General features: G+C 38.5%; 13 protein-coding genes, 2 tRNA genes and 3 rRNA genes. 3 read left to right on the top strand and 15 right to left on the bottom strand.

Annotated features, from left to right (window positions below; genetic code table 11):
* Positions 1-11: 11 nt before the first annotated feature.
* From N4T20_RS10230 to N4T20_RS10220, 3 genes are all read right to left on the bottom strand, one after another.
* On the bottom strand, positions 12-3392 hold the full coding sequence (locus tag N4T20_RS10230) for a TonB-dependent receptor (protein ID WP_260672900.1): 3381 nt from the start codon (positions 3390-3392) through the stop codon (positions 12-14).
* A gap of 65 nt (positions 3393-3457) precedes the next feature.
* Positions 3458-4378, bottom strand: coding sequence for a FecR family protein (locus N4T20_RS10225; RefSeq protein WP_260672899.1), 921 nt, complete (start codon positions 4376-4378; stop codon positions 3458-3460).
* Between the two features lie 113 nt (positions 4379-4491).
* Positions 4492-5049, bottom strand: a complete 558-nt coding sequence (locus tag N4T20_RS10220) for an RNA polymerase sigma-70 factor (RefSeq protein ID WP_260672898.1) — start codon at positions 5047-5049, stop codon at positions 4492-4494.
* A 470-nt stretch (positions 5050-5519) separates the two neighbouring features.
* On the opposite strand from N4T20_RS10220, the gene N4T20_RS10215 reads away from it, so the two are divergent.
* The gene (locus tag N4T20_RS10215; RefSeq protein WP_260672897.1) at positions 5520-6440 is read left to right on the top strand and encodes a bifunctional helix-turn-helix transcriptional regulator/GNAT family N-acetyltransferase; all 921 of its coding nucleotides are present in this window, start codon (positions 5520-5522) and stop codon (positions 6438-6440) included.
* A gap of 258 nt (positions 6441-6698) precedes the next feature.
* Here the strand turns inward: N4T20_RS10215 and xylA are convergent, their stop codons facing one another.
* The 5 genes from xylA to N4T20_RS10190 form a co-directional block, all read right to left on the bottom strand.
* Positions 6699-8024 carry a xylose isomerase gene (gene xylA, locus N4T20_RS10210; RefSeq protein WP_260672896.1) on the bottom strand — a complete coding sequence of 442 codons (1326 nt, stop codon included), beginning with the start codon at positions 8022-8024 and terminating at the stop codon, positions 6699-6701.
* Positions 8025-8036: 12 nt separating this feature from the next.
* Positions 8037-9518 (bottom strand): xylulokinase, encoded by a 1482-nt coding sequence (locus tag N4T20_RS10205; RefSeq protein WP_260672895.1) that lies wholly within the window; start codon positions 9516-9518, stop codon positions 8037-8039.
* A gap of 1 nt (position 9519) precedes the next feature.
* Positions 9520-10527 (bottom strand): GntR family transcriptional regulator, encoded by a 1008-nt coding sequence (locus tag N4T20_RS10200; protein ID WP_260672894.1) that lies wholly within the window; start codon positions 10525-10527, stop codon positions 9520-9522.
* 287 nt (positions 10528-10814) lie between these two features.
* Complete coding sequence (locus N4T20_RS10195; RefSeq protein ID WP_260672893.1) at positions 10815-11552, bottom strand: SDR family NAD(P)-dependent oxidoreductase; 738 nt, start codon at positions 11550-11552, stop codon at positions 10815-10817.
* A gap of 619 nt (positions 11553-12171) precedes the next feature.
* Entirely contained in the window at positions 12172-12609 is a 438-nt protein-coding gene (locus N4T20_RS10190; protein WP_260672892.1) for a PepSY-like domain-containing protein, read from the bottom strand.
* 289 nt (positions 12610-12898) lie between these two features.
* Here N4T20_RS10190 and N4T20_RS10185 point away from each other — a divergent pair, with 289 nt between their 5' ends.
* Together N4T20_RS10185 and N4T20_RS10180 are read left to right on the top strand one after the other, a co-directional pair.
* Complete coding sequence (locus tag N4T20_RS10185) at positions 12899-15088, top strand: tetratricopeptide repeat protein (protein ID WP_260672891.1); 2190 nt, start codon at positions 12899-12901, stop codon at positions 15086-15088.
* A gap of 12 nt (positions 15089-15100) precedes the next feature.
* Positions 15101-15742: a response regulator transcription factor gene (locus N4T20_RS10180; RefSeq protein WP_260672890.1), complete on the top strand. Its 642-nt coding sequence runs from the start codon at positions 15101-15103 to the stop codon at positions 15740-15742.
* Between the two features lie 325 nt (positions 15743-16067).
* Here the strand turns inward: N4T20_RS10180 and rrf are convergent.
* From rrf to N4T20_RS10145, 7 genes are all read right to left on the bottom strand, one after another.
* Positions 16068-16177 (bottom strand): 5S ribosomal RNA (rrf, locus tag N4T20_RS10175).
* Positions 16178-16358: 181 nt separating this feature from the next.
* Positions 16359-19241, bottom strand: a 23S ribosomal RNA gene (locus N4T20_RS10170).
* Between the two features lie 183 nt (positions 19242-19424).
* Positions 19425-19501: transfer RNA gene (locus tag N4T20_RS10165), tRNA-Ala, on the bottom strand.
* Between the two features lie 109 nt (positions 19502-19610).
* Positions 19611-19684: transfer RNA gene (locus N4T20_RS10160), tRNA-Ile, on the bottom strand.
* A 132-nt stretch (positions 19685-19816) separates the two neighbouring features.
* Positions 19817-21330 (bottom strand): 16S ribosomal RNA (locus N4T20_RS10155).
* Together the 16S, 23S and 5S rRNA genes with 2 tRNA genes alongside form the textbook arrangement of a ribosomal RNA operon.
* Before the next feature lie 528 nt (positions 21331-21858).
* Positions 21859-22203, bottom strand: a complete 345-nt coding sequence (locus N4T20_RS10150) for a hypothetical protein (protein WP_260672889.1) — start codon at positions 22201-22203, stop codon at positions 21859-21861.
* Positions 22204-22304: 101 nt separating this feature from the next.
* On the bottom strand, positions 22305-23309 hold the full coding sequence (locus tag N4T20_RS10145; protein ID WP_260672888.1) for an LLM class flavin-dependent oxidoreductase: 1005 nt from the start codon (positions 23307-23309) through the stop codon (positions 22305-22307).
* Positions 23310-23459 lie beyond the last annotated feature (150 nt).

Genomic DNA, 23459 nt, shown 5'->3' with positions numbered 1-23459 from the left:
TTTTTTATTTTTTAAAAAGTTACGTTAACACCTGTCATGTAAATACGAGAAAGCGGGTAACGTCCTAAATCCATTCCGAAGTTTTTAAGCCCAACCTCAGGATCCATTCCAGAATAATTGGTAATCGTAAACAAGTTTTGTCCAGAGATGAAGAATCTCAATTTTGCTTTTCCGTTTAGCCAGCTTTCTTTTACAGTATACCCGATAGAAACGTTTTTCAACCTTAAGAAAGAAGCGTCTTCGATATATAAATCAGAAATACGTCCGAAGTTGTTATTGTTGTCTGTTGACGAAAGAATTGGAACATTTGTATCGGTATTTGTTGGCGACCATGCATCTTTTGATTCGGCTAACAAATTATATCCTGGGAAAGAAGCGTTTAAACCTGTGTGTTTTACGGCATTGAAAACACTGTTTCCTGCGGCACCTGTAAAAAACACATTCATATCAAATCCTTTGTATCTGAAATTGGCATTTAAGCTGTAAGTTGTTTTCGGGAAAGGGCTTCCTAAAACTACTCTATCGCTATTATTGATTACGCCATCGCCATTTTCATCCCTAAATTTAATATCTCCAGCAACCGCATTTGGCTGATACATGACGCCGTTTTTGTTTACATAAGCTTTCACTTCCTCATTGCTTTGGAATAATCCGTCAGTAGCATATCCGTAGAAGGCTCCAACCGGGCTTCCTACTTGGTAAATATTAGCCAATGGCAAACTGCGAACCCTGCTTAAACCAAGAGGTTCTAACGAATTCAAATCGTCTTTAATTGAAACAATTTTATTGCTTAAAAATCCAGCGTTTGCCGTAACATCAAATTTAAATTCTCCTCGAGTTTTCTGATACGTTAAACTCACCTCGATCCCTTTGTTTTCGACATCTCCGGAGTTTACAATTCTTCCTTGCGGCGTTCCTGAAACTCCTGGCAATTGATCGCGAACCAGCATATCTTTATTTTTTTTCACATAAGCGTCAACAGATCCAACGAGGCTATTGTTTAGCATTGTAAAGTCTAAACCGATATTGGTCTGCTCAGAGCTTTCCCATTTTAAATTCGGATTTGATAATTCACTTTCTGCATAACCATAATTAATGGATGGCACTGCTCCAATTAACGCCTGAGTCTGAACCAAAGGCACACTAAATTGGTATGGCCCAAGGTTTCCTAAGTTTCCAATTTGCCCCCAGCTTGCGCGAAGTTTTAAATTGCTGATGATTGGCTCAATGCCTTTCATAAAACTTTCTTCAGAAATCAGCCATCCCGCAGAAACAGAAGGATAAACTTTCCAGCGGTTTTCTTCTAACAATTTTGAAGTTCCGTCACGACGTACAATTCCCGAGATTAAATATTTTTGGTTGAAGTCGTAATTGATTCTTCCCACATAAGACGAAATAATTTCATCAGATCTTCCTGCTGCCGTCTGCTGGATTAATTTTGCATTCAGCAAATAACGCTGTGATGGGTCTTCGTTGTCAAAACCAGTTCCTTCAACGGTGTAGAAATTTCTTTTCGTTTCTTGATACGTATATCCGGCCAAAGCTTTCAAATTATGTTTTCCGAATGACTTCTCATAAGAAATAGTCTGCTCACTCAATAAATCGGTAACTGTCAAGTTTTTCAGCGTCAATCTATTGAAATCAAATATTTTTCCTGGTTCTGTAACTTTTACCGTAAAATCTGTTGCATTGTCCTGAATTCTGGTATAACCCCAGTTTGATTTTACTTTTAATCCTTTTACAATTTCCCATTCTGCGTACGGATTGATCAAAATTGTTGAAATAGGATTTTTATTGTCTAATCTCTTTAGATAAGCCACAGGATTGATAACGTCTCCGTAAGAACCAATATATTTTTCTGGAACACCGCCAAATTGACCTGATCCATCTTCTCTGTAAATCGTCGCGTTTGGCGGATACAAAATCGCTGCTTGAATTGCTCCCGTGTACGAACTTGACGTATTTGCTGTCTGACCATCTGTCAAAGAGTACGAAATATTCTCTCCAATGGTAAAATTATCTGCCAATTTGAAAGAAGAGTTTGCTCTTACTGTGTAGCGTTCTCCATAAGTATTTAACAGAATCCCTTCGTTTTTTCTATAACTTCCCGAAAGGAAAAAATTAGATTTTTCTGTTTTTCCGTTTACCGAAAGAGACAAGTCCTGAATTTCTCCTGTACGGAAAATTTCGTCCATCCAGTTGGTTTTTGTTGTTCTTGCCGTTGGTTCAAATGCAGGATTAAAAGCAGGAATTCTCGGCAAACCTGCATTATCTCTTGCAAGATTCATAGCATCAGCATATTCTGCAGCGTTTAAAACTTCTAATTTTTTGGCTACATTCTGAAAACCTCCTTGATAGTTTACGTTTACATTAATTTTATCCGAAATTCCTTTTTTTGAAGTAATTAAAATTACCCCACCAGAAGCTCTTGCACCATAAATTGCTGCAGAAGCCGCATCTTTTAGAACGTTTATCGAAGCGATATCATTTGGATTTATTGTATTTAATGATCCGCTGTAAATGATTCCGTCTAAAACGATCAAAGGCGTTTCAGCGTTCAAAGACCCAATACCTCGAATGTTGATTGTTGGCGATGCAGTCGGATCACCTCCATCGTTGATTACCGTAACTCCGGCAACCGTTCCTTGCAATAATTCCGCGGCATTATTATAGGTTCTGCTTGAAGTTTCTTTCATAGAAACAGACCCAACCGCTCCTAAAACTTCATTCTTTTTTACGCTTCCATACCCCATTACCACAACTTCTTGAAGCTGTTTTACATCGGCAGCCAATTTTACGGTAATATTTTGTGAGCTCGTTACTTTCACTTCCTGCGTTATATAACCCACGTAAGAAAAAACAAGAGTCGCTTCAGAAGCGCTTACTTCCAATTTGAATGTTCCATCAAAATCGGTTGCTGTAGCCGCGTCAGAACCTTTATCTTTAATTCCAACTCCTGGCAAAGGCATATTATCGTCTCCGCCAAAAACAGTTCCCGAAACAGTAATTTTATTTTGGTCTGCAGAAGCAACCTTCTGATTTTTCTTGATTACAATATTGTTGCTCACAATCTCATATCGAAGCACATTTCCGCAAATTTTATCCAGCGCTTGCTCCAGCGTTACATTATTAAGTTTTAAACTTAATTTTTGATTGGCGTTTACCTGGCTGCTTTCGTACATAAAATGCACATCAACCTGATTTTCAATTTTTTGAAATATATTTTTTATACTCTCATTATCAACTTTTAAAGTCACTCTTTTGTTAATGTCAACATTCCCGGCTTTTACCGTAAGTGCGGCAAAAAACAAAGTCATAAACAGGAATAATTTTGTTCCCATTGTCCTTATGCTCTGCCATTTTGCGGCATACCGCATTTGTTTTTCATTCATAGTTTTTAGATTTAGTGTAATTGTTTTGTTTATCAGTTTGCTACGTAGTTTTATTTTTTTTAAGATTATTCGATTTTGTAAACCCCAGAATCTATTTTGTATTCGGCGTTAATGATATTGCACACCAAACCAATTACCTGATCGGCAGGCAGTTCTTTAAAATAGGCGCTAATTTTCAAAGCATTTAAATTCTTGTTTTTGACTTCAATCGCAACATTATAATTCCGGTTAATGGTCGCTACAACCTCTGGCAGAGGCGTTTCTTCAAAAACCATAATATTTTTGCGCCATAACGAAATGGTATTCAACGGAATATCCTTAAAAGCCTGAAGCTTGTTGTTTTGCGATTTAAAAACCACTTTCTGTCCCGGAGTTACATACACATTTTCTTCTGTAACAGTCGATTTCACGTTTACTCTTCCGGTCGCAACCGAAACTTCTTGCGTAGTCTGGTCTGGATAAGCTTGAACATTAAAGCTGGTTCCGAGAACTTTGGTATCCATTTTATTGGTATGAATGATAAAAGGATGTTTTTTGTCTTTGGCGACATCAAAAAAAGCTTCGCCACTCAAATACACTTCTCTGGTATCTCCCTTAAATGCTGTAGGATATTTAAGAACACTCCCTGCATTTAGCCAGATTTTTGTTCCGTCACTTAATTTTATTTGAGCGTGCTCGCCTAGTTTTACCGCAAATTGCTTGCTTTCGATAGTATTTGTTGTCGAATAGAAAAACACTGATAATCCTAAAAGGAAAACTAAAGAAGCAGCAACAGCCCAATTTTTGTATGAAAGAGCAATAACTTTATTGGTGTTTTTTATTTGTCTTAATTCTTTTTTCAGTTTTGAGCGGTCAGATTGAACCAGTTCCATATTGTCAAAAAAATCATCGGTACGATCATACCATTTATTCCACATTTCTTGTCCTTTTGGGGAATACTTTCCTTCTAAAAAATTTTTGATTTCGTTATTTGAATTTTCAGGCATTATAATTTCTTTATGTCTTTAATAGTATGTCTTGGGAATTGTAATTTTAGGTAGGCGCAAAAGGTTACGCTTCTGTTAAGAAAAAAGCTGAGGTCTTAATCTGAAGTTTACTTTTAATTGAATTCGCCCAAATACGTGCGCATGAATTTCAGCGCATACGCAATATGATATTTTACGGTTTCGATCGAAACATTCAATTCTTCGGCAATTTCTTTGTTGGTGTAATGTTTTACGCGGCTGAGAATAAAAACCTCTTTTGATTTTTTAGGAAGTAATAATGCCGCTTCGTCAACCGCTTTTTGCAGTTCTTCATAATAAATAGAATCTTCGATTGCATTATAGCTCGTTTGCGAAACCGTATTTTTTTCTAAAACCTCCTGAATATACTGGTCAGTAACTTCATGCGATTTTATATAATCTAAAGTCATATAGCGAACCGAAGTATAAATGTAAGCGGCAAAACTTTTCTGGATTACAATTGTTTTGCGTCTTTCCCAAATAGAGGTAAAAACTTCCTGCACAATTTCTTCTGAAATGGCAATCGATTTCATTCGGAGATATACAAACCGGACAAGCAGGTCCCGATATCTAAAATAAAGTTCATCAAAAGCTTTATCCTTGCCCGATTTAAGTAATTCGACAAGTTCTTCGTCTGTAAACTTCTTATACATGATACATTATTTTGGTATGAATAATCAAATAAAAAGCGTGAGCCAAAACACTTTTTCTGATTTTGTCTTGATAATGATCGTGCTGTTTAAAAAATGGCATATACAAAGTATTGGTTTCTTCTTATATGTCTCCAAAATTAAAGCTGAGGGTAGGTCGATGAGGTTACGTTTACATTAATAAAGCCTCCCTAAAACGAAACATAATATTAACATTTGAAGTCAAAGACCAGCTGTAAAATAAGCGTTTGCACTATTTGGCGCAAAAAATCAAATACTTTGTCGGGTATAACAATCTTTCTCTTATAAAAAGCAGGATTGAAGCAAAAAAGCGCTTAACAAAAAATTAATGGGAATGTCTTAAAATGAATCTCGAACTACTTAAAATTTTCTTCAAAAAAATAAAAATTTAAAATATAGTTGACAAAAGCAACTAAAATTATATATTTGTATTTCAACAATACATTTCAATTATGAATACTACCACTTCAAAAATTAGAAGTTTCAATAGATTTTATACAGCGCATTTAGATATTTTAAGCCAGCATTATTTAGACAGCGAATATTCTTTGACCGAGATACGAATCCTATATGAAATCAGCGAAAGCAAAACTATAACGGCACAGAAAATCACTGAAATATTAAATCTTGATAAAGGATATTTAAGCCGAATTTTAAAACGTTTTTTGAAGGAAAATTTAATTCTAAAAATTGCTTCAGCAGAAGATAAACGCGCTTTCGACATTAAACTGACAGATTCTGGAAATCAATTATTGAGCATTTTAAATGCTAAATCTGAAAATAAGATTGAAGGCAAAATTGAAAAATTGAATTCTTCGGAAAAAGAAATTTTGGTTGATTCGATGAATACCGTAAGAAATCTGCTGACGGAAAATAAAATAGTTCGAGAAGATATTACGTATCGTCATGAAATTACGCCAGGAGATGTCGGTTACATTATTCATCTGCATGGTGCCATTTATGGTAAAGAATATCATTTTTCTACTGATTTTGAAAAATATGTAATCAAAACTTTTTACGATTTCTTAGAAAAATATTCTCCAGAAAACGACCGAATCTGGATGGCCGAATACAATAATAAAATTGTAGGATGTGTTGCCATTGTACATCAGCCAAACGAAGAAGCGCAACTAAGATGGTTTCTTCTCGATCCTGCTTTTAGGGGTCTCGGAATTGGCAAACGATTATTGACCGATGCAGTAGAGTTCTGCAAAGCGAAAAAATTTAAGAATGTTTTCCTTCTTACGACAAATCTGCAAGATAAAGCACTTCAAATGTATAAAATGATGGGATTTGAACTTACGAAATCTGAAGAAGTTCAAGAATGGGGAAAAACGTTTTACGAAGAGCGTTACGATCTGAAGCTTGAATAATAATATTAATTCTGAGGTTCTGCCCATTTTTAATTTCAAAACTTTGCTATTTAAAATTTTAATTGAGTGCATTTTTTTAAAAAGTCAATTGCCCACTGCTTTAGCTGGAAGTTCATTAAATGCAAATAGCAAAAGGCTTTAGCCAAAACTTTTAGTTCGGCTAAAGCCTTTTTTGCATAACTTATTCTATTCCAATTTTTGCAGAAACCTTACCGATTTGTAAAACCTGTTAGGTTTAATATTAAAATCTAAAGCAATTTAGATATATTGATTGATAATGTTTTCGAACAACTCTTGTTTACCGCTTTGAAGATTTAACTCTCCATTTTCGTGCGCGATTGTGTAAAGATCTTTTAGACTTAATTTTCCATCAGCAAAATCTTTACCTTTTCCAGAATCGAATGAACTGTATCTTTCTTTTCTTAATTTTTCGTAAGGAGAAGAAGCAATAATTTTATCAGCTGTCAGTAAAGCTCTTGCGAAAGTATCTGCTCCGCCAATGTGCGCTAAGAAAACGTCTTCTAAATCTGTAGAGTTTCTTCTGATTTTAGCATCAAAGTTAACTCCTCCGCCTTGCAGTCCGCCAGCTTTTAGGAAAACCAGCATCGCTTCAGTAGTTTCCTGAATGTTGTTTGGGAACTGGTCTGTATCCCAACCGTTTTGGTAGTCTCCTCTGTTGGCATCGATGCTTCCTAACATTCCTGCTTTTGCAGCCACTTCCAATTCGTGCTGGAAAGTGTGCTGTGCCAAAGTAGCGTGGTTTACCTCGATATTGATTTTGAAATCTTTGTCTAAACCGTATTCTTTCAAGAATCCAATTGCTGTAGCCGAGTCAAAATCGTACTGGTGTTTTGATGGCTCCATTGGTTTTGGCTCGATGAAGAAAGTTCCTTTGAAACCTTGCGCTCTTGCATAGTCCCTAGACATCGCTAAAAATTGCGCCATGTGGTCCAATTCTCTTCCCATATCTGTGTTTAGCAAAGACATATAGCCTTCTCTACCGCCCCAGAATACGTAGTTTTCTCCGCCCAAAGCGATTGTTGCGTCCAAAGCCAATTTTACCTGTCCACCCGCTCTTGCCACTACATTAAAATCTGGATTTGTAGCCGCACCGTTCATGAATCTTGGGTTTGAGAAGCAGTTTGAAGTTCCCCAAAGCAATTTGATTCCAGATTCTGCTTTTTTCTGTTTTAAGTATTCTGTAATAAATGCCAAACGTTTTTCTGATTCTGCGAAAGTGGCTCCTTCAGCAATCAAATCGTAATCGTGGAAACAGAAATAATCGAATCCCATTTTGCTTATGAATTCAAAAGCAGCATCTGCCTTATCTTTTGCAGCCTGATACGGATCTGATGATGCATCCCAAGCAAAGTTTTGAGTTCCCGGTCCGAATGGATCGCTCCCTTGTCCGCAGAACGTATGCCAGTAAGCGATAGCAAATTTAAAGTGCTCACGCATTGTTTTTCCAGCTACAACCTGATCTGGATTGTAATATTTAAACGCCAAAGGATTATCGGATGCTGCCCCTTCAAATTTAATCTGGCCAATGCCTTTGTAGTATTCTTTATCTCCTAAAACTATCATTTGATTTTCTTTTTATTTAGTAGTTAATATTAATTCTAATTCTTTTTTCCATTTCTGATATGCCGCTTCGTAAGGTTCTTTGTTGTGAAGCGGTAAAAACGTCATTACATGGTCGTTGTCGCTTACATTTGCTCCAAACTTGCTGTAATCGCCATCTTTTAAGCCAACTGCACGGGCCGCTCCGACAGCTCCTGTTGTATTGTAAATCTCGATTTCGTGACCGATTAAAGTCGCCACGGTATTGGAGAAAATCTCCGAACGGAAAAGGTTATCATTTCCGGCTCTTATGACATTTATCGTCGCATTATCTTCTTTTAAGCATTCCATTCCGTACACAAACGAAAAGGCTATTCCTTCTAAAGATGCTCTAAACAAATGCGCACTATTGTGAATATTTAAGTTGAGGTTTAAGAAATGGGTTCCGATCGTTTTATTGTTGAACATACGCTCTGCACCATTTCCAAACGGAATTACCACAACGCCCTCTGATCCAATTTCAATACTCGAAGCCTTTTCGTTCATCGCCTCGTAACTCTCGCTGCCCATATTATTTCGGAGCCATCTGTACTGAATTCCTGCTCCGTTAATATTCAAAAGTTTGCCAACTCTCGGCGTTTCCAATTCGTAGTTTACGTGAACGAAATTATTTACTCTAGTGCTTTTTCCGGAAGACATCTCGCTTACCGCATAAAAAACGCCCGAAGTTCCGCCTGTGGCCGCCACTTCACCGGGATTCAAAACATTTAATGACAAAGCATTATTGGGCTGATCTCCTGCTCTGTACACGATCGGAATTCCTGCCGGAAGTCCAGATTCTGCAGAAGCTTTTTCAGTGACAGCTCCCTGATTCGTGAAATTTTCAACGATATTTGGCGTCAAAGACTGATCGATTCCGTAGTAATCCAAAAGCCAGTCGGCTACTTTGTTTTCTTTGTAATCCCAAAGCATTCCTTCAGACAAACCGTTTTTGGTAGTGGTTGCTTCGCCTGTCAGTTTCAAAGCGATGTAGTCTCCGGGAAGCATATATTTGGCAATTTTATTGTAAACTGCCGGTTCGTTTTCTTTAACCCATTTCAGTTTCGAAGCCGTGAAATTTCCTGGCGAATTCAGCAAATGCTCCATACATTTTTCCTGCCCAATTTCGGCGAAAGCCTTATTCCCGATTTCAACCGCGCGGCTGTCGCACCAGATAATTGAATTTCGCAGCGGAGCGCCTTCTTTGTCTACAATCACCAACCCGTGCATTTGGTACGAAATGCCAATTCCCTGAATTTTAGATGCATCAATATTTGACTCTTTAATCGCTCTTTTCGTTGCGGTGCAAATGTGCTTCCACCAGATTTCAGGATCCTGCTCTGCCCAATCTGGGTGAATTGATAGGATTTCCATTTCATTTTGAGGCTCATTCAGAACAATGATTTTTTTGCCTGTTTCTGCTTCTACCAAAGCTGCCTTGACAGAAGAACTTCCAATATCATAACCGATATAATACATACTATAATGATTCTCTTATTATTAATTTTGTCGGCACATAAAACCTTGTTTCTTCGTCATGCGTAATAAATGCCGATGCTTTGGTTCCCAATTCGTTAAAATCAGTCGAGACAACTGAAATCCCCTTGTATATAAATTTCTTCATTGGCGTTTCGTTGTACGATAAAAACCCAACATCCTTCCCAGGTTCAAAATCTTTCTCTTTGCACTGTTCCAAAAAATATCCTAAAATCCTGTCGCTTACGCTGATATAGGCAATTCCTTTCTCGATATTAAACTTCTTCGGATCTGTAATTACTCCAAACTCAAAACCAAAATCAGCACAGAACTTCTTGAAAAATTCCACCGTTTCCCACGGATGATTCGTAAAATCAGGATACACAAACTGTATCTTTTTATACTTTTTAAACAAATCAACCGCCCCTGTCAAAGCATCATAAAATGCTTTCCCGAAATCCTGAAAAACATAATTATTCGCTTGCTCTGCCCTGATATTCCAGTCAATCAAAAGCAATTTATCTTTTGAAATTGCCGATAATGCTGACGAAATGTCTTTATGGTCAAAATTCATCACCACATATTTGTAATACTTCCCGATTCCGTTATTAATGATCGTTTTAAAAACATCAATATTATAATGGTGAAACTGCACATCTGTAATCACATTATCGGGCAGATTATTCACAAACGAATGATACAAAACCTCCTTATAAGCCTTAAATGTATCCAAAACCAAAAGCACTTTTCTCGTTTCTCCCGCCACATAATAACCTTTATTAGGCACAGAATCAATTACTTTTTGATCTTTTAAAATCGAATACGCCTTAAAAACCGTGTCTCTGGAAAGCTGATACGTTTTACAAATCACATTTACAGATGGAAGCAAATCTCCCTTCTGCAAAATATTCTCCGCAATAGCATTCGTAATCCCGTCAACCAACTGCTGGTACTTCGGAATATCACTTTCGTGATTTATTATAAACTCAAATTTTTCTTCTTCTTTTAGCATACCGTTCTGTTCCGTTCTGTTATGCTAAAGTAGCTAAAAAAATTTTACAAAAAATTATTTTTTAGATCAATTATGTTATTTTTCAATCTCTTTTTGAAATAATTTGGGCGTGCCCCGCCAAAAAAGCGGGTCGGGCTATTCGTTTCAAGTCCTCGCTCTTCCTTCGTCAGGCTGTGGGCTTTCCACTGCTATCCCTCACGCAAGACAATTTCATCAGAACATCTGCGTAATATCTTTTTAATCTGCGACTTTAAAATAAAAGCCTTTGCAATCATTTTTAACATTTATTAAAACCCAATACTGTTCCCGCCATCAACTGGCAAAACTGTACCCGTAGTATATTTTGATTCGCTTAAAGCGAAATAATAAACTGCATCTGCAATATCTGACGGTTCTCCTAAATAACCCATCGGTGTTCTGCCAAGCACTTTATTTTTTCTTTCGGGATCGTTATCAAGCGCTGTCGATGACATCTTTGTTTTTATGAACCCTGGAGCAATACAGTTCGCACGAATGCCAAACTGAGCCAATTCAACCGCCATAGCACGTGTCATCGCTTCAATTGCACCTTTGCTTGACGAATACGCAATAACTTTTGGAATTCCGTACTGCGACGCCATTGAACTGATGTTGATTATGCTTCCGCCTCCGTTTGCTTTCATGTTTTTCACCACTTCACGGCTCACAGCAAAAACGCTCAAAAGATTAGTATGAATAATCGATAAAAAATCTTCATCAGTCACATTAGCAAATTCTTTTTTCATATTGATTCCGGCATTGTTAACCAAAATATCGATCGGACTATTTTTTGCAATGCTTTCGATCATCGCAGGAATTCCTTTCAAATCATTTAAATCGAAAATTACTGGAATCGCATTTTCTCCAATCTCTTTGCAAGCTTCTTCTGTTTTTTCTTTTGACCTTCCAATGATGTAGGTTGTAATTCCGCTATCACAAAGTTTTTTTGCCGTTGCAAAACCTAAACCCGAATTTCCTCCGGTTACTATTGCTGTTTTCTTGCTCATAATTTTTAAAATATATTTTTTGGCCCGCTGATGGCACTGATTTCCCTATATCAAAAATGCATTTGCACAGTTTTTTTTCTCAATTTTAAGTAAAAAAACAGTTCTTTTCCGCGTCTTCGCGATAGCTAATCCGCCTAATCCGTGTTACAATTATTTTTTATACATTATCTAATGCAAAAGGAATTTTTAATGCCCTTGTTTTACGCCTTCTGAATCGGTTGTGTTAAAATGTAAGATTGTTATTCAAGAAAAAAATTGACTATCATTTTTTCAAAAAGAATATTACCATTACAAATTAAAGCAGGATAATTTTAAAAACTATCCTGCTTTAACGGGGTTAAATGAGACTTTCAGTTCTCAAATTCTATTTAATCAACAGCATGATCCTGCTTGTATTTTTTTTAATTTAATTCGTTTTGAGCTATCATTATTTTCATAAAATCTTCAACTTCAATCTTATGATCTTTTAAAGCTCGCGAAATTGATATTGCCAAATTGGGCCTCTCTGCAATACCGTAAATCATTATTTGTTTATTTTCTTCCATAAAACAAATCATAGGAGATATAAACTACTTTCTCTCACATTATATTTTCCGAAAATAGCCATTACTTAAAGATGCTAATCATTCTTTTTATCTTTAAGTATCTTACCATCTTTAGTAAACTCCAAATCAATTTTATTGGTCAAATCGACATCGAGATCTTTGTGCCCATAATCAATGTGCGTTATTTTTTCATTCGGATGATTTTTGGCCACATAAGCTTTGATATTGTCTGGGATAAATTCGGTCGGAATTGGATTGTCTCCCCCGTCAACTTCACGATACGATCCATCTTTCCAAAATTCTACTTCTGTACCATCTTTTAATTTAACCTCATATCCTTTTTCTCCATGCTCTGCATCCTTTTTAGCAACTTCTACAGTCGTATAACTAAAATGTTTCTTCAAAAAATCTTGCGCAGGTTTTGGCAATTCTGCCACCTCTATTTTCTTTTGTGCGCTGGCCGAGATTGTTAAAACTAACAATGCAACAGCTAAAAATATTTTCGTTTTCATAATTAAATTCTTTAAGTATAGTCTCACTAATTTACTACAACAAAAAATGCATTCAAATTATTTTAAGAAACTTTTAGCCTTTAAAACAAACATAACAACCTGATTCAATAATATTTAAAAAACACAATTTACTCAATAATATATCACAACTTCATTTCAAAATTTTATTTTTCGAATGATTTTTTACATTGTTTTGTAGTACTTTTACCTAACAGTCAAATCAAATTAAGCTTTCAAATCCCAAGTTTACAAAATTCTAATTCTTAGTTAGATTACAAACCAAAAACGTATGGCAATCTGGTCGGAAAGGTTTTATTTAATGATATTCGTCTTTTTATCCTTCAGTCTCCAAGCACAGATTGAAAATAAGAAGCACTCTTTTGTCACCAAAAAATCTTCGAATATTAAACAAGATGCCAAAATTCTGAATCTTTACAATTTATATAATAGCGGAGAAGAAAAAAAAGCCTATCAAAAAGCTCATATCCTCTTAAAATCCAAAATAGACAATAGATCAATAGCAAACACAAATCTTCTTCTTGCCTACTATTTTAATAAAAGAGCCGTAATCGATTCTTCTATTTATTACACCAATCAGGCTTTTAAATATAACACCGTAGCCAACGATTCTTTGAGAAACCGACTTTTTGCTTTGGGATACAATCTTCTAGCAATTAATTACAATAAGCGTGGTCTTTTTAACGAAAGTAAAAAATGGCATCTTAAAGGTATTGAAGCTTCTCAAAAATATAACGAAAAGGACCTCTTTTATACGCATACGCACGGTTTAGCACAGACATATACAGAATTGGAAGATTATCAAAATGCTTTAAAACTGTTTAAAGAATGTCTAGAATATAAAGATGATCCCGAAATAATCCTTGGAAGTTATATTAACATTGGTGACCTTTATTCGAGACTGAAAGATTATGATAATGCTGCTTTTTACTATAAGAAAGGAAAAATACTCTGCGAAAAAACAAATAACTTTCAAGGAAAGTCGATTATTCTACTAGGTTTAGGTGAAAATTACCAGTTACAAAGCAAATATCAGGAAGCATTAAAAATGTTTCAAGAAGCTCTTACAATAGCCGATGAAAATGAACTGAATCAATTGGCAATTATCTCCAGAAGCACCATTGGCGATTGTTATATCGCTCAAAAAAAATATGAAGACGCAAAATTAATTTTCTATGAAGCGCTAAAAAAATCAGCTGATTTCGGATTGCTTCAAAACCAAATAGACATTTATGATGAACTGCGAAAAATTGCCATAAAGCAAGAAGACTTTAAAAATGCCTATTTATTATTTGAAAAATCAGTCCATCTCAAAGATTCGATATCGAAAATGGAGCGGATTAAAGAAATCAATGAATTGGAAATCAAATACAAAACAGCTCAAAAACAAAAAGAAATTGAATCGTTGAAATTTGAGAATGAAACCAAAAAATTAACCTTGGCTAGCCAAGAAGAAGCGATTAAAAATATGATTCTTAGAGAAGAAATATTGAATAAAAACAGTGAAAATACAATTCTCTCCTACCAAAACTCATCCAACAAAAAACGAAATGAAATATCGCTTCTAAAAAAAGACCAGCAATTAAAAGCTCTTGAAATCAATCAACAGAAAAAAATCAAGTTATTTGCCGTCACTGCTTTTTTCATTCTCTTGATTCCAATAATCGCGCTTTTATTTCAGTTTTATAAACGGTTTAAAGTACAGCACTTATTAAACATTAAACAAGCCGAAATTAGCACGCAAAAAATAAACAGCATTTTAAAAGAACAAGAATTGGAGCTAATCAAAGCCTCAATCAGCGGTCAGGACAAAGAAAGGCAACGTATTTCTCAAGAACTCCATGACAGTATTGGCGGCAATTTGGCAGCCATTAAACTACAAGTGAATCACCTAAACCCTACTAATTTTTCTAATATTCAAAATATTAGCCATCAGCTTGATGAAACATATCAGCAAGTACGAAATCTATCGCATACTTTGCTTCCAAAAAAATTCAATCAAAATAAATTTCTCGAAGTTTTAGAATCATATTTGAACAATATAAGCGATGCAAGCGGCATTAAGATTAGCTTCATTCCTTATCCCAAAAAAGAAATTAACGAGTTAGATGAAAATATTCAGATTGAAGTTTTTAAAATCACACAAGAACTTTTGACCAATACGATTAAACACGCCAAAGCCACCGAGATAGAAATGCAGCTAAATTATATCGAAAATACCTTAAATCTTTTATTTGAAGATAATGGAGTGGGTTTTGAAATCGAAAATAATACAACAGGAATAGGTTTTGCTAATATGGAAAATCGAATTAATAAATTGAACGGTTCATTTATTATTGATTCAAAACTAAAAAGAGGAACTATTTTTAATATTGAAATTCCAATTTTAGGACCGAAACCCAAAACGAAAATAAAAGGCATCGATTTAAAAAATCAACTTGACGAATTTAAAAGCAACTAACATATTTATTGAATGAATAAAATTAAACTACTTATCGCTGACGATCACACGATGTTTCTTCAAGGAATTATCTCCTTGCTCGAACAAGAACCAAATATTACTGTTATTGACAAGGCTTTAAATGGAGCAGAAGCGTTAGAAATCGTTAAGAAAGGAGTTGTTGATTTTATTATTTTGGATATCAGTATGCCAGAAATGGATGGAATTCAATTGAGTAAAATCTTAAAAAAACAATATCCCAATATCAAAATTCTGATTGTTAGCACTCATAGCAATGTGATGATCGTGTCAAGGCTAATTAGAATTGGTGTAAATGGTTATTTGCTAAAAAATGCTGAAAAAGAGGAACTTTTAAAAGCTATAAATACAATTGCTTCAGGAGAAAACTATTTTGCCGAAGAAGTAGAAGAAAAACATTTTATTAATAGTTCAAAAATTGAAAAACAAATTTCTAACCTAGCAGAATTAAGTTCAAGAGAAAAAGAAATTTTAGTATTGATCGCTCAAGAATACAATACCGCAGAAATCGCAGAGAAAACTTTTATAAGCTTAAATACTGTAAACACACACCGACGTAATTTGCTATCAAAATTAAATGCCAAAAACACAGCTGGTTTAGTAAAATACGCTGTTGAAAACGGCTTAGTAGATTAATGCATCTAATTTCTATATATCACGAAGCTCGAATAAAACAGTAAAGCCCCCCAATGCTATTACTAATTATTCGAGCAAGTAATATGAGTCTGACTATGAATCAAACTAAAAATTGCATGATGCTAATCAATATTTAATTCTCCAAAAATTATAGTTTGATACACCTCATTTGCATGACAATTTAACACGAAAATAGCACTATATTTTTTCTTGCAAATCATTAGAAATAGTGATTTTCATTTAATTTTTACTGTTCAATTAAGTCAGGAAAACCAAAATTCCGCATACAAAAAAACCCCATCCGTAACGGATGGGGTTTTCAAAAGAAAGGCGACGACATACTCTCCCACAATACTGCAGTACCATCTGCGCAGGCGGGCTTAACTTCTCTGTTCGGGATGGGAAGAGGTGAGCCCCGCCGCAATAACCACCTTAAGGTTTTTAGTCCAAAGTCACAAGTCTTAAAGTTTTAAAGCCTTTCGGCTTTTGGCTTTAATCTTTCGGCTTAAAGACTGCCCGCGACGGGCAAATATTTTAACATACTGGGATAAAGAAACAAATAAGCTTTATTTTTTAGAAAGTTCCTTCCTCCCGATTGCCCGGGAGGAAAAAGTCTGTGCATAAGCTTACGGATTATTAGTACTACTCGACTGTGACATTACTGCCTTTACATCTGTAGCCTATCAACGTGGTCATCTTCCACGATCCTTAAAAGAAATCTCATCTTGTGGTGGGTTTCGCGCTTATATGCTTTCAGCGCTTATCCCTTCCAAACGTAGCTACTCTGCGGTGCCCCTGGCGGGACAACAGATACACTAGAGGTTTGTCCAATTCGGTCCTCTCGTACTAGAATCAGATCCACTCAAATTTCTAACGCCCGCAGTAGATAGAGACCGAACTGTCTCACGACGTTCTGAACCCAGCTCGCGTGCCACTTTAATGGGCGAACAGCCCAACCCTTGGGACCTTCTCCAGCCCCAGGATGTGACGAGCCGACATCGAGGTGCCAAACCCCCCCGTCGATATGAGCTCTTGGGGGAGATCAGCCTGTTATCCCCGGCGTACCTTTTATCCTTTGAGCGATGGCCCTTCCATGCGGAACCACCGGATCACTATGCTCTACTTTCGTACCTGATCGACCTGTATGTCTCTCAGTCAAGCTCCCTTATGCCATTGCACTCTACGCACGGTTACCAAGCGTACTGAGGGAACCTTTAGAAGCCTCCGTTACTCTTTTGGAGGCGACCACCCCAGTCAAACTACCCACCAAGCACTGTCCCCCACATCGCGGGGTTAGGCCTCAGATAAACAAAGGGTTGTATTTCAACAATGACTCCACAACGCCTGGCGACGCCGCTTCATAGTCTCCAACCTATCCTACACATCATTTATCCAAGGTCAATACTAAGCTATAGTAAAGGTGCACAGGGTCTTTTCGTCCCACTGCGGGTAAACGGCATCTTCACCGTTACTACAATTTCACCGAGCTCATGGCTGAGACAGTGTCCAGATCGTTACACCATTCGTGCAGGTCGGAACTTACCCGACAAGGAATTTCGCTACCTTAGGACCGTTATAGTTACGGCCGCCGTTTACTGGGGCTTCAATTCAATGCTTCTCCGAAGATAACATCTCCTCTTAACCTTCCAGCACCGGGCAGGTGTCAGGCCCTATACTTCATCTTGCGATTTTGCAGAGCCCTGTGTTTTTGATAAACAGTCGCCTGGACCTCTTCACTGCGGCCCCGATTGCTCGGGGCGACCTTTCTCCCGAAGTTACAGGTCTATTTTGCCTAATTCCTTAGCCATGAATCTCTCGAGCACCTTAGGATTCTCTCCTCAACTACCTGTGTCGGTTTACGGTACTGGTTCTTACTGCCTGAAGTTTAGAGGTTTTTCTTGGAAGCCCTTAGGCGCACTATCTCTTTGTCCGAAGACTCCGAGTACTATCGCATTTCGCCATCTTCTACGGATTTGCCTATAAAAGATATAGCTAGGTGCTTTAACGAACTATTCCGTCAGTTCGCGGCGCTTTCATCACTCCGTCACCCCATCACAGCAATAAGAAGTACGGGAATATTAACCCGTTGGCCATCGACTGTCCCTTTCGGGTTCGCCTTAGGTCCAGACTAACCCACAGCTGATTAGCATAGCTGTGGAAACCTTAGTTTTTCGGTGTGCGGGTTTCTCGCCCGCATTATCGTTACTTATGCCTACATTTTCTTTTCTGACCGGTCCAGCACCCCTTACGGAATACCTTCTGCCCTGTCAGAATGCTCCCCTACCACTTGCAAATACATGCAAATCCATAGCTTCGGTAATATGCTTATGCCCGATTATTATCCATGCTCGTCCGCTCGACTAGTGAGCTGTTACGCACTCTTTAAATGAATGGCTGCTTCCAAGCCAACATCCTAGCTGTCTGGGCAGACAAACCTCGTTCTTTCAACTTAGCATATATTTGGGGACCTTAGCTGATGGTCTGGGTTCTTTCCCTCTCGGACTTGGACCTTAGCACCCAAGCCCTCACTGCATAGAAACATTATATAGCATTCGGAGTTTGTCAGGAATTGGTAGGCGGTGAAGCCCCCGCATCCAATCAGTAGCTCTACCTCTATATAACTTATTTATGCGCTGCACCTAAATGCATTTCGGGGAGTACGAGCTATTTCCGAGTTTGATTGGCCTTTCACCCCTACCCACAGGTCATCCGAAGACTTTTCAACGTCAACCGGTTCGGTCCTCCACTGTGTGTTACCACAGCTTCAACCTGCCCATGGGTAGATCACACGGTTTCGCGTCTAACACTACTGACTAAAGCGCCCTATTCAGACTCGCTTTCGCTGCGGATCCATGGCTTAACCACTTATCCTTGCCAGCAGCGTTAACTCGTAGGCTCATTATGCAAAAGGCACGCCGTCACCCCACTAAAGGGCTCCGACCGCTTGTAGGCGCATGGTTTCAGGATCTATTTCACTCCGTTATTCACGGTTCTTTTCACCTTTCCCTCACGGTACTGGTTCACTATCGGTCTCTCAGGAGTATTTAGCCTTAGCGGATGGTCCCGCCGAATTCAGACAGGGTTTCACGTGCCCCGCCCTACTCAGGATACCGCTATCCATTACATTTGTTGCCCGTACGGGGCTGTCACCCTCTATGGCGCTCCTTTCCAGAAGCTTCCGGTTCCTTATGCATGAAATATCGCGGTCCTACAACCCCACAACTGCCGTAACAGCTCTGGTTTGGGCTAATCCGCGTTCGCTCGCCACTACTTACGGAATCACTTTTGTTTTCTTCTCCTCCGCCTACTTAGATGTTTCAGTTCAGCGGGTTTGCCCACCTATCGGTGTGCTATATCTTCAATATAGCGGGTTGCCCCATTCGGGTATCTGCGGATCAGTCGGTGTGTGCCCGTCCCCGCAGCTTTTCGCAGCTTATCACGCCCTTCATCGCCTCTGAGAGCCTAGGCATTCCCCATGCGCCCTTATTTTGCTTATTGCACCAATCATAAAATCATTTATGACCGTTTTTCTTTGTTTTTATTATCGCTAATAAAAACGCTTTCTACTTTCTTATTATTTTCTTATCCCAATATGTCAATGAACTTTCTTATGCTTTAGGCTTAAAGCAGTATGCTTTAGGCTTTCTCAGCTTACGGCCTACAGCTTATAGCTTATAGCCCTTGGTGGAGAATAACGGAGTCGAACCGTTGACCTCCTGCGTGCAAGGCAGGCGCTCTAGCCAGCTGAGCTAATCCCCCATTTTCAATTTTAGATTTTTGAATTCAGATTTTAGATTTCTTATTCTTCTCTAATTTCTTTTGGCGAATCCCAGCATCCAGAATTTCCTTCTCTTTAAGCTTTAAAAAGTAGTCCCGGGCAGACTCGAACTGCCGACCCCTACATTATCAGTGTAGTACTCTAACCAGCTGAGCTACGAGACTCTGTTTTTTTTTTACTTAAAAGTTTATTTCTTTAAATTAACAGCAAGAGTAATGCAATTTCAAGATCCAAAACCTACAGTCTTGGCATCTCATTTCCCAAACGTGCCTTTCGGCTAACATTTCAGGCTCTAGAAAGGAGGTGTTCCAGCCGCACCTTCCGGTACGGCTACCTTGTTACGACTTAGCCCTAGTTACCAGTTTTACCCTAGGCAGCTCCTTGCGGTCACCGACTTCAGGCACCCCCAGCTTCCATGGCTTGACGGGCGGTGTGTACAAGGCCCGGGAACGTATTCACCGGATCATGGCTGATATCCGATTACTAGCGATTCCAGCTTCACGGAGTCGAGTTGCAGACTCCGATCCGAACTGTGACCGGCTTTATAGATTCGCTCCCCCTCGCGAGGTGGCTGCTCTCTGTACCGGCCATTGTAGCACGTGTGTAGCCCAAGGCGTAAGGGCCGTGATGATTTGACGTCATCCCCACCTTCCTCACAGTTTGCACTGGCAGTCTTGTTAGAGTTCCCGACATCACTCGCTGGCAACTAACAACAGGGGTTGCGCTCGTTATAGGACTTAACCTGACACCTCACGGCACGAGCTGACGACAACCATGCAGCACCTTGTAAACTGTCTTGCGAAAGATCTGTTTCCAAATCGGTCAGTCTGCATTTAAGCCTTGGTAAGGTTCCTCGCGTATCATCGAATTAAACCACATGCTCCACCGCTTGTGCGGGCCCCCGTCAATTCCTTTGAGTTTCAAACTTGCGTTCGTACTCCCCAGGTGGGATACTTATCACTTTCGCTTAGCCACTGATGTTGCCACCAACAGCTAGTATCCATCGTTTACGGCGTGGACTACCAGGGTATCTAATCCTGTTCGCTACCCACGCTTTCGTCCATCAGCGTCAATCCACCGGTAGTAACCTGCCTTCGCAATTGGTATTCCATGTAATCTCTAAGCATTTCACCGCTACACTACATATTCTAGTTACTTCCCAGTAATTCAAGTCCAGCAGTATCAATGGCCGTTCCACCGTTGAGCGATGGGCTTTCACCACTGACTTACAAGACCGCCTACAGACCCTTTAAACCCAATGATTCCGGATAACGCTTGGATCCTCCGTATTACCGCGGCTGCTGGCACGGAGTTAGCCGATCCTTATTCTTACGGTACCGTCAAGCTCCTACACGTAGGAGTGTTTCTTCCCGTACAAAAGCAGTTTACAATCCATAGGACCGTCATCCTGCACGCGGCATGGCTGGTTCAGACTTGCGTCCATTGACCAATATTCCTCACTGCTGCCTCCCGTAGGAGTCTGGTCCGTGTCTCAGTACCAGTGTGGGGGATCTCCCTCTCAGGACCCCTACCCATCGTAGCCTTGGTAAGCCGTTACCTTACCAACTAGCTAATGGGACGCATGCTCATCTTCCACCGTTGTGACTTTAATCATATCCCGATGCCGGAACATGATGCTATGAGGTATTAATCCAAATTTCTCTGGGCTATCCCTCTGTGGAAGGCAGATTGCATACGCGTTACGCACCCGTGCGCCGGTCTCTGCCGATAAATCGGCATACCCCTCGACTTGCATGTGTTAAGCCTGCCGCTAGCGTTCATCCTGAGCCAGGATCAAACTCTTCATCGTATATTTTAATATTATATTATCGATGCCTCTTCTATCGGTTCTTTTCGAATCTCTCGATTCCATTACTCTTATTCTTTTGTTGTCTTATCTTTAAGATAAGACGGCTGTCAATTCAATATGTCTACGAACGTTGTTTCTTCTGTATTCCACTTGTGTTTCAAAGCGGGTGCAAAACTAAAAATTCTTTTTGTTTCCTGCAAGAAAAATTTAAAAAATTTTTGAAGCTTTTTTTCGCCTCACTTTTCCAATTCCCCTTCCGATCTTTCAATGGACTTTCCGCGTTTTGCGGGGTGCAAATGTAAAAAGCTTTTTCTTTTCCCGCAAGCTTTTTCCAATCTTTTTTTTCGAAAATTTCTTTTCGCTGATCTTCTGAAGCTGCCGGAATTTCTAAGAGCGTTTTTCGCTGTTGCGGGTGCAAAAGTAGCGCCTTTTTCCGCTTTTCCAACTCTTTTCAACGATTATTTTAAATCTTTTTTCCGCTTTTTTCCTAACCTTCTCATAACACGGAGTTTACACTCTGGATATTTTTCATAGCGCGTAAGGTTTTTCTTGGAATGGCTGGCATTTTCTTATTTTGCCATACTTCCCGGCATCAGTTTTTATCGGATTTTCAGCATTTGGCGCCTTTTTCAAAAGTTTTTTCATGATTTCGAAATCTTCCATTTCCCCAAACGCCTCTCCTGAAACCGCATTCTTAGCCCCGATAGGAGCGGAAATCCTTTTTGGGCCGGGGTTCGGCCCAAAAAGATTGCAGCGCATAGCGGGAAACAGCTCCTGAAAAAACCTAATTTCAAAAACTGCCCTTATATATGTCGAGCATAAGACGCACTGCAGTGCGTCTCTACAGAAAAACGGGAATTTGATTGCGAACATACCTATACAAATAAACCCGACAGGTTTTGAAAACCTGTCGGGTTGTAACCGAGATTTACTCTTATATATATAAGTATAACTTATAAACTATATTATATGTATTATTCATTCAAAGCGTCTATTACGTCTTTGGTAATTTGAATGCTTTTTAGTTTTGCTTGGTGATCGAAGATTGGACTTGTTACCATGAGCTCGTCGATTCGAGCATAGTCAACAAATTTTTTCAAATCGGTTACTAATTGTTCTTTATTGCCTGTAAAGGTTCCTGCTGTCATTTGGTTTACATGGAACCGTTCTGCTTCATTCATGATATCGTCTAAAGATTGAACTGGCGGCTGCAATCCTTTACGATCATTTCTAATTAGGTTTAAAAACATTTGATACAAACTTGTTGAAAGCAATTCTGCTTCTTCATTGGTGTCTGCGGCAATGATATTGACACAAGCCATTGTTTTTGGTTTGTCTAAATACTCTGATGGCTGGAAATTTTCTCTGTAAAATTCGAATGCCTGAATCATTAGTTTTGGCGCAAAGTGCCCGGCAAAAGAGTAAGGCAAGCCATAAGCTGCTGCCAAAGCTGCACTGTCCATACTTGAACCGAGAATCCAAATTGGGACATTTAACCCCTCAGCAGGGAATGCGCGCACTTTTCCTGTGGCGTTTTCTGATGAAAAGTATTCCTGAAGCTTACTTACGTTTTGCGGAAATCGCTGTGCTTGCTCAAAAAAATCTTTTCGAATCGCTTCTGCAGTTGGCTGATCTGTTCCTGGCGCTCTTCCTAAACCTAAATCAATTCGGTTAGGATAAAGAGTTTCTAGTGTTCCAAATTGTTCTGCCACTACTAGAGGCGAATGATTTGGAAGCATGATTCCCCCAGAACCTACACGTATATTTTCAGTTTGACTTGCCACATAACCAATTAAAACCACGGTTGCCGTACTTGCAACGTGTGCCATATTATGGTGTTCTGCCAACCAGATTCTCTTGTATCCTAGTTTATCGGCTAATTGTGCTATGTCTTTTGTTTTTTGAAATGTTTCTGTTGCATTACTATCTTGAGTGATAATTGCAAGCTCTAATATTGAGACTGAAATTGGGTTTTTCATATAAATAAAGGCTAAAATGCAAAATTAACTCATTTATGCGAATGCCTTTTGTTTTCTAATGTTAATAGAATTATAATATTCTCAGACTATTTAGAATAACTATTTTTCAATAATTAATTATTGTTTTACGATAATTAATTATACATTTGC

The organism is Flavobacterium sp. TR2 (assembly GCF_025252405.1).
Taxonomy (GTDB): Bacteria; Bacteroidota; Bacteroidia; order Flavobacteriales; family Flavobacteriaceae; genus Flavobacterium.
Note: the sequence above shows the minus strand (reverse complement) of the source record. Positions and strands in the feature narration are given on the sequence as shown.

Bases quoted from the DNA above. Each gene is read 5' to 3' on its own strand.
- N4T20_RS10230 (WP_260672900.1), bottom strand. From the start codon at position 3,392: ATGAATGAAAAACAAATGCGGTATGCCGCAAAATGGCAGAGCATAAGG.
- N4T20_RS10225 (WP_260672899.1), bottom strand. From the start codon at position 4,378: ATGCCTGAAAATTCAAATAACGAAATCAAAAATTTTTTAGAAGGAAAG.
- N4T20_RS10220 (WP_260672898.1), bottom strand. From the start codon at position 5,049: ATGTATAAGAAGTTTACAGACGAAGAACTTGTCGAATTACTTAAATCG.
- N4T20_RS10215 (WP_260672897.1), top strand. From the start codon at position 5,520: ATGAATACTACCACTTCAAAAATTAGAAGTTTCAATAGATTTTATACA.
- xylA (WP_260672896.1), bottom strand. From the start codon at position 8,024: ATGATAGTTTTAGGAGATAAAGAATACTACAAAGGCATTGGCCAGATT.
- N4T20_RS10205 (WP_260672895.1), bottom strand. From the start codon at position 9,518: ATGTATTATATCGGTTATGATATTGGAAGTTCTTCTGTCAAGGCAGCT.
- N4T20_RS10200 (WP_260672894.1), bottom strand. From the start codon at position 10,527: ATGCTAAAAGAAGAAGAAAAATTTGAGTTTATAATAAATCACGAAAGT.
- N4T20_RS10195 (WP_260672893.1), bottom strand. From the start codon at position 11,552: ATGAGCAAGAAAACAGCAATAGTAACCGGAGGAAATTCGGGTTTAGGT.
- N4T20_RS10190 (WP_260672892.1), bottom strand. From the start codon at position 12,609: ATGAAAACGAAAATATTTTTAGCTGTTGCATTGTTAGTTTTAACAATC.
- N4T20_RS10185 (WP_260672891.1), top strand. From the start codon at position 12,899: ATGGCAATCTGGTCGGAAAGGTTTTATTTAATGATATTCGTCTTTTTA.
- N4T20_RS10180 (WP_260672890.1), top strand. From the start codon at position 15,101: ATGAATAAAATTAAACTACTTATCGCTGACGATCACACGATGTTTCTT.
- N4T20_RS10150 (WP_260672889.1), bottom strand. From the start codon at position 22,203: ATGTTCGCAATCAAATTCCCGTTTTTCTGTAGAGACGCACTGCAGTGC.
- N4T20_RS10145 (WP_260672888.1), bottom strand. From the start codon at position 23,309: ATGAAAAACCCAATTTCAGTCTCAATATTAGAGCTTGCAATTATCACT.